We start from the raw sequence: 14,189 nt of genomic DNA on the forward strand, positions 1-14,189 counted from the left end.
ATATGCTATAATCAAATTATGAAAAGAAAAAAGAGAATAAGAATTAAAAAAATATTCAAATTAATCTTAATCATTACTTTAATAGGTTTCATGTACTCAATTGGTGTTTCAACATATGAAGCAATTCTAAAACAACAGAAATTAGACGAGTTTAAAAATCGCGCATATGAAACTGAAATCCGTACACTTTATGGACAAGAGTATCAATTTCATAAAGTAAAAAGAGTTCATGATTATGAACTTGCCGACAAAAGAAATGTGTTTTATGATGATAACAAACTATCTCCAGGTAAAAAAGGGGATGTTCTTTTAGCGTTTGAATCACCATTTCCACAAATTCCAGTTGCTCATCATCTAGTTACATTCTATTTTGGAGGGCATGCAGCATTAGTTGCTGATAATAATACAGTTATTGAATCCACAGGCATGTCATCAGGTGGAATCAAAGACATGATTAAAGCAGTACTTCACCGTGGATATGATGAGGAAAATGAACTAAACTTATCGGTTCAACAAGTGCCTAATTATTGGATGTCAGTCTTTAGACATAATGGTGAAGTAGAATATCCGTATTATGGTAAGTATTATCGTAATGAATTTTATGCAGTAAGAACAAAATTTGAAGACATAGATAAACGTGAAGAGCATATTGATTTAGCAGTTGAGTTTGCATCTGATAAAGTTGATAGAGGACTATACAACTATTTATTTTTTCTAGACACAAAATATAAATTCTACTGTACAGACTTAGTGACAAGAGCATATGCTTCAATCAACAAGTTAGAAAACACAAATTATAACTTAAACGAAGATGGATTTATTTCATCAGATTATGATATTTTATTATCAAGCGACACATATATTACAATCTATAAGGAAACAAAAGGCGATGTCATACATATATATTATTTAGAAGACGTTGCGTAAGGGGGAAATATGGATACAACTCAAATCATCTTAATTATTATTGGTATTATTTTATTAGCCGTGCTAATTTTAGTCATTTTTTTACTAACTAAAAAACCAGCAATCGTTAAACCGAATAATGAACAAGATACAGAAGCTAGAATTAGATATCAACAAGAATTAATTAGTAAACTTGAGACACTCAAAGTTGAAGTAAGTAAAGAATTAGAACTGATCAATCAAAAGTCTAAAGGTGAAATCAAGGACGAGCTAAACGCATTTAAAGAAATCATAACAACCAAAGTAACAAGTGATATGACTCAAATTAATGAAAAGGTTGAAAAGCGTTTAACAGAAGGATTTAAAACTTCTAAGGAAACCTTTGATGAAGTTTTAAAAAGACTTACTGTGATTGATACAACGCAACGTAATATTGAAAAATTATCAACAAACGTAGATGAACTTTCACGATTATTATCAGATAAGAAATTACGCGGTATGTATGGCGAAGGCCAACTTTATATGATTTTAAATAATGTTTTTGGTGAAGGTAATCACGAGTTATATGAACCGCAGCATAAATTATCCAATGGAACTTTAGTAGACGCGATGATTTTTGGCCCAGAAGGTGTAGGAAATATTCCTGTAGACTCTAAATTCTCCTTAGAAAACTATTTACTTATGAACAATCATGAAGCAAGTCAAGATGAGCGTAACCAAGCAACAAAAGATTTCAAAGCAAATATCAAAAAGCATATTGATGATATTGCCGGTAAATATTTAATTAAAGGCGAAACATCAGATCAAGCGATTATGTTTATTCCAAGTGAAGCAGTTTTCTCGGAAATTCATGCAAAATTCCCTGAGTTAATTGAATATGCTCAAAACAAGCATGTTTGGATTACGTCTCCAACCACATTTGTATATATGTTAACAATGATTGTTGTGATTTCATCTAATGTTCAAAGAGAAAAAAATGCAGAAAAAATGTTAAAAGAACTACAATCGTTATTTAATGATTTTGAATTATTCTTTAAGCGCTGGGAAGATGTTAAGAAGGCCGTTGATAAACTATCAACGACAACAGAAGCATTAGATAAACCGATGTTTAGATTAAATAAAAAGGTTTATAAAATAGAAAGTTCAAATTTTGAAGCATTAAATGAACCCGATGAAGTTGAATAATTAATATATTTTGATATAATTGATATGAAATCGATGAAGAGACAAGTAATATAAATGATACTTTTTAGAGAGTTAATGGTTGGTGCAAATTAACAGTTAGTTTATATGAATAACACTCGGAGAGACAGAAGAAAGTGTTTATTACATGAGTAGACCTGTACGTTAAGCTTAGCGTCATTAAGTTATAAAGTGCGTATGAAAATACGAACTAAGGTGGTACCGCGAAAGATTTCGTCCTTAGACTTATTTTAGTCTAAGGATTTTTTATTTATAAGGAGGAATGTAAATATGAAGTTAACCGTAAGAAAGATTTATGAAAATCCAGCAAAATTTGCTGATTCTACAGTTGTATTATCAGGCTGGGTTAGAAACCACAGAGATCAAAAAGAGTTCGGATTTATCAACCTAAACGATGGTAGTTTCTTTGAAACAATTCAAGTCGTTTATGAAAGAGATAAAACAGAAGATTTTGAACAAGTTACTAAATTAACAGTTGGATCTGCAATTGAAGTTGTGGGTACATTAGAATTAACACCAGATAGAAATCAACCATTTGAAATTAAAGCAACTAAAGTAACACTATTAGGTGGAGCAGATGAAACATATCCTATTCAACCTAAACGTCATACAAGAGAATTCTTAAGAGAAGTTGCTCACTTACGTCCAAGAACAAATCTTTTTAGTGCTGTTTTCAGAGTAAGAAGTATTGCAGCTTTTGGAATTCACAAGTTCTTCCAAGAAAGAAATTTTGTATATGTTAATACACCACTTATCACTGCAAATGACGGTGAAGGTGCTGGTGAAATGTTTAAAGTAACCACATTAAATTTAGACAAACTACCAAGATTAGAAAATGGCGAAATTGACTATTCTAAAGATTTCTTTGGTAAACAAGCAAACCTAACTGTAACAGGACAATTAGAAGGTGAAGCTTATGCGATGGCATTTAGAGATATCTATACATTTGGTCCTACATTTAGAGCAGAAAATTCTAATACAACAACGCACGCATCAGAGTTCTGGATGATTGAACCAGAAATAGCATTTGCTGATTTAGAAGATGATATGCAATTAATCGAAGAAATGGTTAAATACGTTGTTAAGTACGTCTTAGATAGTGCACCAGAAGAAATGGCATTCTTTGATAAGTTTGTTCAACCAGGGTTATTAAAGAAATTAAATGATTTATTAACATCTAAATTCAATCGTGTAACACATAAAGAAGCAATTGATTTATTAATTAATTCAGGCGTTAAATTTGAAAATAAACCAGCCCATGGCAGAGATTTAGCAAAAGAACACGAAAAGTTCTTAACTGAGACTTATTTTAAATCACCAGTGTTTGTTACTAACTGGCCAAAAGACATTAAAGCGTTCTATATGAGATTAAATGATGATAATGAAACAGTAGCAGCCGTTGACTTATTAGTACCAGGTTCAGGAGAACTTGTTGGTGGATCTCAAAGAGAAGAAAGATTAGATGTTTTATTAAGCCGTATGAAAGAAATGAATGTGCCAATTGCTGATCTTGATTGGTACTTAGATTTACGCCGCTATGGTGGATGTAAACATGCTGGATTTGGATTAGGATTTGAGAGATTCTTAATCTACATCACAGGGGTTGAAAACATCCGTGATGTGATTCCTTTCCCAAGAACACCTAAAAATATTTTATTCTAAAATTAAAAGAAGCATTGACTGCTTCTTTTTTTTGTGATAGTGTGCAAAATCAGCACGTTTTGAAATAAAAAAATTAAAGAAAACGATTACAAAAAACAAAGGTTCAATAATTAACTAAAAGATTGTTAAAACTTGTTTTTTTTTAAGTATTATCATATAATGATATACGTAGTTGGAGGAATGACTTATATGAAATTTTCAAATAAATATTTCTATAATTATAATTTAACAATTACCAACGAGCGATTCGTTTCTTTTTTAATCTAATTTTTTATGTCCATTTGTGTGGACATTTTTTATGGAAAAAATAAGAAATAATATAAAATCAAGGAGCTAAAGAAATGCAAATTAAACTAGAAGGATTAACAAAAGTCTTTTCAGATTTAAAATCAAAAACCGAAACACGCGCAGTTTCAAATTTAGATATTGTTATTCCGTCAGGTAAGTTAGTTGGCTTATTAGGGCCATCTGGATGTGGTAAATCTACTACTTTATACATGATTTCAGGTTTACTATACCCAACAGAAGGTAGAATTTACTTTGGGGATGAAGATGTAACAGAATTATCTCCAGAACAAAGAGGAATTGGATTAGTATTCCAAAACTATGCGTTATATCCTCACATGACAGTAAGAAAAAACATTTTATTCCCTTTAGAAAATATGAATGTTAAAAAACTTGCTATCGAAAAAGCGTATAAACAAGCACACATGCTAGTAGCTAAGGAAGAAGCAGAAGCTTATTACGGTTACTTAGAAAAATCTGAGTCATTAAAGAATAAGTATAGAAGAACTGAAGCTGAAGCAAAAGCACAATATGAAAGTGCTAAATTAGCATTTGAAAAAGAATATTTAGATGGCAAAAAAGCTAATCCAGCTTTAAAAGGTCAATTAAAGACTACTTTAAAGCAAAACTTAGCTAATTTAAAAATCAATTTTACTAAACGCGTTCAAGATTTTGAACAAGCTTACTTAAAAGAAAGAAACGCAATTACTCCAGCAAACTTAAATCAATTACTTCCAACAATCAATGCTAAATTTGCTAAAGTTGAAGCAGATTACTCAAAAGCTTTAAATGAATATAGAGCAGAATTAGCAAAAGAAAACTTAGAACCTAAACAACATAAAGCTAAGTTAGAATTATTTATTGAAAAGAACATTCCTCAAGCAGTAAAAATTGTTAGTGAAGCTAAATTAGTTGATTATAAGAAACAAATGAACGATGAAGCATACAAGATGGCTAAACTTGTTGGTATTGAAGACCAATTAGATAAGAAACCTGGTCAATTATCAGGTGGTCAACAACAACGTGTTGCTATTGCTCGTGCATTAGTTAAAAAACCAAGAGTATTATTATTAGACGAACCACTATCAAACTTAGATGCTCGTTTACGTTTACAAACTCGTGAAGAAATTAAACGTATTCAAAAAGAAACAGGCATTACAACAGTATTCGTAACACACGACCAAGAAGAAGCAATGTCAATTTCTGATGAAATTATCATCATGAACTACGGTGAAGAACAACAAAAAGGTGTTCCACAAGAAGTTTATGATCAACCAGAAAACTTATTCAGTGCTAAATTCTTAGGTACTCCACCAATCAACCTTTACAAGGCTGAAGTTGAAAACCAAAAAGTTTTAATTGATGGAAAAGTCGTATTTGAATCAAGTAAGTTAGACAAAGCACTTACAGGTGAAGTCGTAGTCGGTGTTAGACCAGAAGGCTACGAATTAGCAGAAGATGGAGTTTTAGAAGTTAAAGCGTTATTCGTTGAAACTATCGGTAGAGACTTATCATTAGTTGCTTCACATCAAAACGGTATGACAGAATCATTCAGAATTGTATTAAACAATGATACTGATGATGTTAAGAACAAACCAGCAGTTAAATTTAACTTAAAAGCTAATAAGACTTTCATCTTTGATAAAGTAACTGGTAGGAGATTAGCATAATGTTAGAAAATAAAAAAGATTGGAAGGCTTGGTTATATTTGGCGATTCCACTATTCTTATTAGTGGTATTCACCTTTTACCCATTAATCAAAACCATCCTAATTTCTTTCTTCTCAGGGTATAACCCAATTTCTGACGAATTCGGTAATTATTTCGACTTAGCAGCTTATGCAGCATTAGCGAAAGATCCATATTTCAAGGATGCAATTAAAAATACATTAATTATCGTGTTTGTGTCAGTACCAGTTTCAACTGCATTAGCAATCTTAATTGCAGTTGGATTAAACACAATTAAACCATTACAAAAGTTTTTCCAAACAATATTCTTCTTACCATATGTAACCAATACATTAGCAATTGGTATGGTATTTAGCGTAATGTTCTCACACCCATTAACTCAAGGCGTTGTTGCTGAAGGTTTAATCAATACATTATTTAATTTAAGTGTTGACTGGGTAGGGGTAACGGCAACTTACAATAACTGGATGATGGTTGTCCTAATTTACACAGTATGGAGTGGGTTAGCATTCAAAATCTTAGTATTTATTGGCGGATTACAAAACATCTCTAAACAATACTACGATGCAGCGAAAATCGACTCAGCTTCACCAAAACGTGTATTCACAAAAATTACATTACCATTATTATCACCAATCGTTTCATATATCATCATCACATCATTAATTGGTGCGTTTAAATCATATGAAGCAGTATTAGCGGTAGTAAGTAATAGCAATAGATTAGACCCTGAACGTTGGACTGCGGTTGCGTATGTTTATGACAAGATTAACCAATATGGTTTCGATAACCAAGGTATCTCTTATTATTCAAGAGGTGCTGCAGGTGCGGTAGTCTTATTCTTAATTATTCTTGTCTTTACTTTCATTAACCTATATGTAAGTAAACGTCGCGTTCACTACTAGGAGGTTAACATGACAGAGCAAAATTTAAATTTAAAAGTTGACTATAGAACAAATGAGAAATTAAAAGCACAAAAAACTGCAATTTTTGCAGGTAAAGCAGGTATTTACATCTTCCTTACCATCATGGCTTTAATGATTATCATTCCGTTCTATTGGATGTTAAACGTATCATTACAAAGTACTGATGAAGTATTAAACTCACTTAACGTAAGCTTATTCCCTAAAGTATTCTCACCAAAGAACTACATTAACGTGTTCTTTTATGAATCAAGCACAGCAAAAATCTCATTCCCTAGATATTTAACAAATACATTAGTTGTTGCGGTATTCTCAACAATTGGAGGAACAATCTTCTCAATCTTAGTTGCGTTCGCATTATCTAGATTAAATTTCAAAGGAAGAGAATTAATTTTCAGTATTTTATTAGCTACAATGATGATTCCAGGGGAAATGATGGTTATCTCTAACTTCGTAACAGTTGCGAAATTAGGATGGGCAGATTCTCAAGGTATCGGATCATACTTAGCAATGATTGTTCCATTTATGGTATCAATCTTCCATATTTACTTATTAAGACAAAACTTTAAGCAAATTCCAAATGAATTATATTACGCAGCAAAAATTGATGGTTGTGGAGACTTCAAATACTTAACAAAAGTAATGGTTCCAATGGCTAAATCATCAATTATTACGATTGTAATCTTAAAGTTGATGGGAACATGGAATGCCTATATTTGGCCTAACTTAGTTGCTCACGAAGAATATCGTTTAGTAACTACATGGTTAAGAGGTTCATTCGTCGATCAAGCTGAATCGGGCGTTGGTCGTCCATTATTAAACTATCAAATGGCAGCAACAGTATTAGTTACTGTTCCATTATTACTACTCTTCATTTTCTTTAGAAAATATATTATGAGTGGTGTATCTAGATCGGGAGTTAAGGGTTAACAGCCAAAACTTAAAGTAAAAGAAGGAGAAATACAACAGATGAAAAAAATATTTTCTAGTCTATTTCTAATTGCATTAGCATTAGTATTAGTTGCCTGTGGAGATCAAGGTGACCGTACACAAGCTAAAGCTAAATTAGTTGAGTGGTATGAATTATCACCAGACGCAGAATTTGACACAACAAAACCAGTAACAATTAATTTCTGGCACAGAATGGGAAGCGCTAGCCAAATTATCGTTGCTGAATGGATTGAGAAGTTCAAAGTTCTTTATCCAAACATCACAGTTAACGCAGTTAAAGCTGGTGATGATTATAATCAATTAGCAGAAAAAATCGGTATCGCTATTCCTGCTGGAACAATGCCAGATATCGCTGAAAGTTATCCAGACCATATCGCTAGATATGCTTTAGGTGACGCACCATTAGCATTAAATTATTTTATTTCACACCCAACATTAGGTTATTCTGAAGAAGAATTAGCAGATTTCTTACCATCATTATGGGCTGAAGGTGCTTCTTATGACCAAGCGGGAACAATTCTTTCATTACCATTCACTAAGTCAAGTGAAGGATTCTTCTACAATAAGACTTATTTTGATCAACATGGTTATGAAGTTCCAACAACTTGGGACCAAGTGTTTGAAATTGCTGAAGATATCAAGAAGAGAGAACCAAATGCATTCCCATTCGGTTACGACTCAGAAGATAACTTATTCATTACAGCTTCTAAACAATGGGGAGCTCCTTACACAGGTTATAACGAACAAACAGGTAAAGGTGAAGTATTATTCAACAATGATCAATCAAAAGAAATGGTTAAATACTTCAAAGATAAAGTTGACAAAGGTTTAATGCTAACTCGTACATTAAATGGTGAAGCTTATACATCAGATATTTTCAAGACTGGTTCAAGATTATACATGTATGTAGGTTCAACAGGCGGTACTCGTTATGCTTACAACCAAGAATTATTTGACAAAGATATGAGAGTTGGTGTAGCTCCACTTCCATCTAAAGATGGTAAAGGTGCTCAAGTTCAACAAGGACCAAACATTAACTTATTCAATTCAGGTGACGAACAAAGAATGATTGCTGCTTGGTTATTTGCTAAATTCATGATTTCAGCAGAAAACACAGCACAATTCGCTATTCCTTCAGGATATGCTCCAATTCGTTACTCAGCATATGAAACACAAATCTGGAAAGATTATGTTGATGGTATTAAAGACAATCCAACAACACTTGCAGAAGCTCAAAACAAATTAGTTAAAGAAGCTATCGACATGTTCAGAAACAACGGTGAAATCTTCTTTACACAAGCAGTATTCTCACAAAGTTCTAAAGCTAGAACTGAAGTAGGTGCTTTATTAGTTTCAATATTCGCTTACAACGCACCAAATGAAGACGCATTAAATGCATACATCAATAGCGAATATCAAAAGAAATATAATTTCGTTACTAACTAAAATTAATCTAATAAATTAATTTAAAAAGTTACAAAAAAATAAGGAGAAAGAATACATGAAAAGAGTTTTAAGCGTAGTATCATTGTTCTTACTTGCTTTATTCTTAATTGCTTGTGAAAAAACAGATGAGCAACCAACGGATAAAAATCAAGTAGCATTAGATAGTGCATATTCAAAAATGGGTGCGATCATTTCTGATCCATCAAACATTACAGTTAACTTCGTAGTTCCTACGACTTTAGCGGGTGGCGTAAAAGCAGAATGGTCTTCTAAAGAAGAAGGCGTAATCTCATTCGTTGCTAACCCAGATGGTACAATGACTGCTACAGTTAATCGTCCAAACATGGGTGAAGGCGATGCCAAAGTTGAAATCAGTGCTAAATTAACAATTAAAGCAGAGTTATCAGACGCAACATTAGAAAAAGTTTGGTCAATCGTTTTAACAGTTAAAGAAAACACAGTTGAAGTAATTGAAATTAATACAATTGCTGACGTTTTAGCTATTAGAGATGAAGCGTACGATGGTGGTACATACTCAGTAACTATTCCAAATGTTACAGTATTTGCTAAAGGTGACGTATTCTTCGGTTATGACGGAACAGGTATCGTTCAATTATACCAAAGCCAAACTACATATGAAATTGGTAAAGTTTATACAATTACTGGTGCATTAGAATGGTACTTCGGTATTTGGGAAATCGTTAAATCAACTGGTGTTGAACAAACTGGTGCAACTCCACAATACCCAACTAAACAAGAAATTGAATCAGTAGAAGATGTAATCAATGAATTTACAGAAGCTGGACATCATGATTATCCGACAGTAGCTTCAGGTAACTTCGAACCAGTTTATGCAACAATTACTGGTAAAGTTTACATGATTCCAAATGACTCATCAAACTACAACACTTATATCATTGATAAAGACGCTGAAACATTAGTATTAGGTACATCTACTCAACCAGCTAACGGTTTATTAGTGTACTACAACACATCAGACTTAGCTTACTTACGTTCATTCGCTGGATTTGAAGTAACTATGGATGTAATTATTTATACATATAGATCAAATAACTTAGCATTTGCAATCTACTATGTTGGTGGACCAACTGGTATTACTGCAAACTTAAACAACGAACAAAAAGTTGACTTAGCTAAGAGCGCTACTAAATTACCAGTAGAAGTTTACAAAGCTAACACAACATTAACATTACCTACAACTGTAGAAGGTGTTAACGTTGCTTGGTCATTTGCTAATCAAGATGCTGCTTCAAATGCATTAGTTAACTTAACAACTGGTGCGGTTACATTACCAGAAGGTGCAAGACAAGAAGTTAAATTAAAAGCTACTTATACTTTAGGTGATGCTGCAGGCACTAAAGAATTCTCAATTTTAGTAGGGGAAATTCCTCTATCAACTGCTGCAGAAGTTAAAGCTGCAACAAGTAACACTTACAAGTTCAGAGTACAAGGTACAGTATTAGGCTACAACGGTAACAGACAAATCTCTATCGTTGATGCTTCAGGTGCTGTAACAGTTTATGAAACTGCTGCTAATGCAGAATTAATCAACGCTTTAAACGGTAAAGTTGTTGAATTCATCGGTTCAAGAACAGTATTCAATGATTTAGTTCAATTAACTAACGTTGAATTCAAAGAAGTTGCTGATGCGACTCCAATTGTTCCAACAGCTGCTGATTTACTAACTTATGCTAAATGGGATGCTAAGACATTAATGCCATTACAATCTGGCGTAGTTTCAGTAGCTAACCTAAAAGTAACTGAAATCGTTGCAAACACATTTGGCAATGTTGAATTAGTATTAGTTGACGTTGTAACTGAAAGAACAATTAAATTCTTCTGGGATTCAAGACAACCACTTGCTAAAGAAGTATCAGACTTCTTATTAGCAGTTAAAGTAGGTGATTGGTTATCATTCAACTCAGCATTATTAACATGGAGAAACTCAACTCCACAATTAGCAGTAACTAAAGTAGGTCAAGTTGTTGCTGGTACTGAAGTTGTTTTAACTGAAGCTCAAAAATTAAACTTAGATAAATTATCATTAGTCGTTCCATCAGACATTAGAACTGATTTACCTTCAACATTCAAATACGGTTCAACAGTAGTTTGGACAGCTTCTGAAGCAGGAATTATTGCTGCTGACGGTAAGTTCACAGCTCCTGCAACTTCTAAAGAAGTTACTTTAACAGCCGTATTAACAAATGGTGAAGAAACTGTAACATTAACATTTACTGTTGTAGCTAGATCAGCTGATGATAAAGAATCATTATTATTCACATTCACATTTGGTGATGTTGCAAAAACTGGATACAGTGCTGGTACTATTAAGTACAACGAAGGAGAACAAGAAATCTCAATTGAAAAGAACAGAGCACAAATCAATGCAAACGCATCTAATGATCCTTGGAAAACTTCAGGTCAATTCTTAGTGTTTGCTCCAATCGGAAGCGCTAAAGAGTCATATGCAATTCTTGATTTAACTGCTGATGCTTTCAAAGATATGACAAAGATTGAATTCTCATTTGCAGCTTGGAACCAAAATAACGTTGCTCAAACTAAAGCTTTAGAAGATTCTTACTTAGGAATTGAAAAATTAGTTGACGGCGAATGGGTAAAAGTTGGTGCAAACGTATTTAGCCAATTAACAAAAGATGAATTAGTAACTGTTTCATTTGATGTACAAGGTGGCGGTAAATATAGAATCGTTTACAACGCTCCAAGTGCAACTAAAACAGGTAACACTGACTACGCAATCGGGGTTGACAACGTTAAAATCTTAGGTTAATTTTCACACAAATAAGTCATAAATAAAAGGATATCTCTTAGAGGTATCCTTTTTTCTTTGTAAAATTGATTAATATTACATATTAATATATAATAAAGAAGTAGTAAAAACTAAAAAGCTAGGAAACAAAAAATGAGAAAAAACTGGTTATTTATATCGATTTACATTTTACTCATTGCAATCACTACCTATATTGCAGGGCTATACACTGAAGCTCAAAAAGCAGTTGAGTTTTTAGATAAAGTAGAATCTGAAGTAATAGAAAATGATTTAGATCTCTTAACTGCAACAATGATTGCAAACTCTGGAGATAAGACGGAAGTTCGTCTTTATGATGAACCACTATTTGAATCATCTTTCACAAGTAGTTTGAATCAAGCAAATGTTAAAATTTATGCAGCACATCAAAAAAGAAATAGCTTTGAGACATATTCATTAGTCATATTAATTACTGACTTAAAAATTGTTGATGATCATCTTTTCTTAGATGAGAACAACTATGATTACTCTGAAATTCATGCAACTATTCAATTTAATCAAACAGTAACTGTTGGTTCAGTCTCTAAAAAGTCATTTAATGAGACGTTTGTGACAATGTATGATGATTCATTAAAGGTCATTGTAATCAATTTTAATAAGTTAGCTGCACCAAATGAAATAGCGATTGAGATGATTCAAATTAATTATAAATTAGTTGATGAAACAGAAAAATTATTTATTCATTTATCAAGTGATGAGCTTGATCAAAGTTCTGACCAATTTGACCCGTCATTTAATAGACATCTTGATGATATTAATGAAACTAAAGTCAAATTTGATTTAGAAGATTCTCACGTTTATTACAATTCAGAAATGTTAAAAAAGTTTGAGTATTATAATATACTATATGTAAGAAACATAGCGATTGTATTAGTAATCGTTTTAATCATAACTTACTTTATTTTTTTCCATAAATATGTTTATCGTACTTTAAAAGAAAAGCGCAAACATAAAAAAGAATTAGAGAGAGAAGTTATTGAATCATACAAACAAAAAGAAAAGGAAAAAGAATAATATGAAGAAAACATTATTAAGTATTATTTTTGTTTTTGCAGCATTTGTACTAGTTGCTTGTGGCAAAAACGAAGCAAAACCACTTGTGATTTCAAAAGTGTATACATCAGAAGCGCAAGAAGATAATTTAATTGAATTATATAACGCATCTGAAAAAGCGATTGAATTAAAAAATTATTCAATTCAAATTTACACAAATGGATCTAAAGAAGTCAATCAAACGATTGCCTTAACAGGTTCAATTGAATCAGAAGGCTATTATGTTATTGGAAGTAGTTTCCATACTGATTCAAATGTAAAAGCGAAAATAGATTTAGTTTATGAAAACTTCTTGCCATTTAATGGTAATGACGCAATTGAATTAGCATACAATAAGAAGGGCATCGACTTAGTTGGTACAATTGGTTCTGACTCAGTATTTGCATTTAATTTAACAATCATTAGAACAGGACTTAAAGAAGAGTATGCTCCATCAATGGAATATAAATTTACTAAATTTATTTCATATGTTCCAAATGCTTATCAATATTTAAAAAATGATAATCATGAAATTAAAACTGTAGAAGATATCTTAAAGGGTCCAAAACTTGAACAAAGATATTTAGAAACAACTTATGTTAATCCCACACGTCCAACTGTTGGAAATGGCGGTGTTATCACAACAACACTACAAAGTATTGCTGATGGTGATACAGCTTGGTTTGTTGCTAAAGATGGATTCCCTGGTGGCTCTGTTCGTTATTATTACATTAACACACCAGAAGTTAACGGTAGTTATGTAAATGCACAACCATGGGGCTATGTAGCAAGTAAATACAATAAAGAATACTTATTAGTTAATGCTTCAACTAAGACATTACAACTACAATCTATTCCAAATTATTCATTAACAGAAGGTAATGGAAGAAACCTTTCATTAGTGTGGGTAAATGGTCACCTAAGCCAATTTATGATTGCTGCAGAAGGATTAACTCAAGTACCATTAAGTTTTGAGTCATATGATTTACTATTGACATATAAAGATATTCCATATTTAACATTCTTAAAATTTGCTGAAGAGAATGCGAAAGCTAATGGATGGGGAATCCATGGTTATCCAACAAACCCAAATGGAGAAAAATCTCCTGACTGGAACTATCAAGCTAATGGTGGTGTTGGTGCATTAGCTACGACAAATCCAAACTGGAAACCACATTTACCTCTTCCTTGGTAATTAATTAGAAAGATATATGGTATATACCATGTATCTTTTTTATCTATTCT

At 32.3% G+C, this 14,189-nt stretch carries 10 protein-coding genes and 1 other annotated feature; all 10 genes read left to right on the top strand.

Going from position 1 to position 14,189, the window contains the following annotated elements:
- Positions 1–18 precede the first annotated feature (18 nt).
- The 10 genes from EXC59_RS05375 to EXC59_RS05420 all read left to right on the top strand — a co-directional run bounded on the left by EXC59_RS05375 (position 19) and on the right by EXC59_RS05420 (position 14,139).
- Positions 19–927 carry a hypothetical protein gene (locus EXC59_RS05375; protein ID WP_035369856.1) on the top strand — a complete coding sequence of 303 codons (909 nt, stop codon included), beginning with the start codon at positions 19–21 and terminating at the stop codon, positions 925–927.
- A gap of 9 nt (positions 928–936) precedes the next feature.
- Positions 937–2,091 carry a DNA recombination protein RmuC gene (locus EXC59_RS05380; RefSeq protein ID WP_051659062.1) on the top strand — a complete coding sequence of 385 codons (1,155 nt, stop codon included), beginning with the start codon at positions 937–939 and terminating at the stop codon, positions 2,089–2,091.
- Between the two features lie 24 nt (positions 2,092–2,115).
- Positions 2,116–2,333, top strand: a binding site (T-box leader).
- A 46-nt stretch (positions 2,334–2,379) separates the two neighbouring features.
- On the top strand, positions 2,380–3,771 hold the full coding sequence (gene asnS / locus EXC59_RS05385) for an asparagine--tRNA ligase (protein WP_035369853.1): 1,392 nt from the start codon (positions 2,380–2,382) through the stop codon (positions 3,769–3,771).
- Between the two features lie 341 nt (positions 3,772–4,112).
- Positions 4,113–5,726 carry an ATP-binding cassette domain-containing protein gene (locus tag EXC59_RS05390; RefSeq protein WP_051659061.1) on the top strand — a complete coding sequence of 538 codons (1,614 nt, stop codon included), beginning with the start codon at positions 4,113–4,115 and terminating at the stop codon, positions 5,724–5,726.
- Positions 5,726–6,649, top strand: coding sequence for a carbohydrate ABC transporter permease (locus EXC59_RS05395; RefSeq protein WP_035369851.1), 924 nt, complete (start codon positions 5,726–5,728; stop codon positions 6,647–6,649). Before EXC59_RS05390 ends, EXC59_RS05395 begins: the two co-directional genes overlap by 1 nt.
- 9 nt (positions 6,650–6,658) lie before the next feature.
- Positions 6,659–7,597, top strand: coding sequence for a carbohydrate ABC transporter permease (locus EXC59_RS05400; RefSeq protein WP_051659060.1), 939 nt, complete (start codon positions 6,659–6,661; stop codon positions 7,595–7,597).
- A gap of 39 nt (positions 7,598–7,636) precedes the next feature.
- Positions 7,637–9,064, top strand: a complete 1,428-nt coding sequence (locus tag EXC59_RS05405) for an extracellular solute-binding protein (protein ID WP_035369848.1) — start codon at positions 7,637–7,639, stop codon at positions 9,062–9,064.
- Positions 9,065–9,119: 55 nt separating this feature from the next.
- Entirely contained in the window at positions 9,120–11,873 is a 2,754-nt protein-coding gene (locus EXC59_RS05410) for an immunoglobulin-like domain-containing protein (protein WP_035369846.1), read from the top strand.
- Positions 11,874–12,005: 132 nt separating this feature from the next.
- Positions 12,006–12,926 carry a hypothetical protein gene (locus tag EXC59_RS05415; protein WP_035369844.1) on the top strand — a complete coding sequence of 307 codons (921 nt, stop codon included), beginning with the start codon at positions 12,006–12,008 and terminating at the stop codon, positions 12,924–12,926.
- A 1-nt stretch (position 12,927) separates the two neighbouring features.
- Positions 12,928–14,139, top strand: coding sequence for a lamin tail domain-containing protein (locus tag EXC59_RS05420; RefSeq protein WP_035369842.1), 1,212 nt, complete (start codon positions 12,928–12,930; stop codon positions 14,137–14,139).
- The last annotated feature ends 50 nt before the right edge of the window (positions 14,140–14,189 follow it).

Origin of the sequence: Acholeplasma hippikon (assembly GCF_900660755.1) — a bacterium.
GTDB lineage: Bacteria > Bacillota_I > Bacilli_A > Acholeplasmatales > Acholeplasmataceae > Acholeplasma > Acholeplasma hippikon.

Bases quoted from the DNA above. Each gene is read 5' to 3' on its own strand.
- EXC59_RS05375 (WP_035369856.1), top strand. From the start codon at position 19: ATGAAAAGAAAAAAGAGAATAAGAATTAAAAAAATATTCAAATTAATC.
- EXC59_RS05380 (WP_051659062.1), top strand. From the start codon at position 937: ATGGATACAACTCAAATCATCTTAATTATTATTGGTATTATTTTATTA.
- asnS (WP_035369853.1), top strand. From the start codon at position 2,380: ATGAAGTTAACCGTAAGAAAGATTTATGAAAATCCAGCAAAATTTGCT.
- EXC59_RS05390 (WP_051659061.1), top strand. From the start codon at position 4,113: ATGCAAATTAAACTAGAAGGATTAACAAAAGTCTTTTCAGATTTAAAA.
- EXC59_RS05395 (WP_035369851.1), top strand. From the start codon at position 5,726: ATGTTAGAAAATAAAAAAGATTGGAAGGCTTGGTTATATTTGGCGATT.
- EXC59_RS05400 (WP_051659060.1), top strand. From the start codon at position 6,659: ATGACAGAGCAAAATTTAAATTTAAAAGTTGACTATAGAACAAATGAG.
- EXC59_RS05405 (WP_035369848.1), top strand. From the start codon at position 7,637: ATGAAAAAAATATTTTCTAGTCTATTTCTAATTGCATTAGCATTAGTA.
- EXC59_RS05410 (WP_035369846.1), top strand. From the start codon at position 9,120: ATGAAAAGAGTTTTAAGCGTAGTATCATTGTTCTTACTTGCTTTATTC.
- EXC59_RS05415 (WP_035369844.1), top strand. From the start codon at position 12,006: ATGAGAAAAAACTGGTTATTTATATCGATTTACATTTTACTCATTGCA.
- EXC59_RS05420 (WP_035369842.1), top strand. From the start codon at position 12,928: ATGAAGAAAACATTATTAAGTATTATTTTTGTTTTTGCAGCATTTGTA.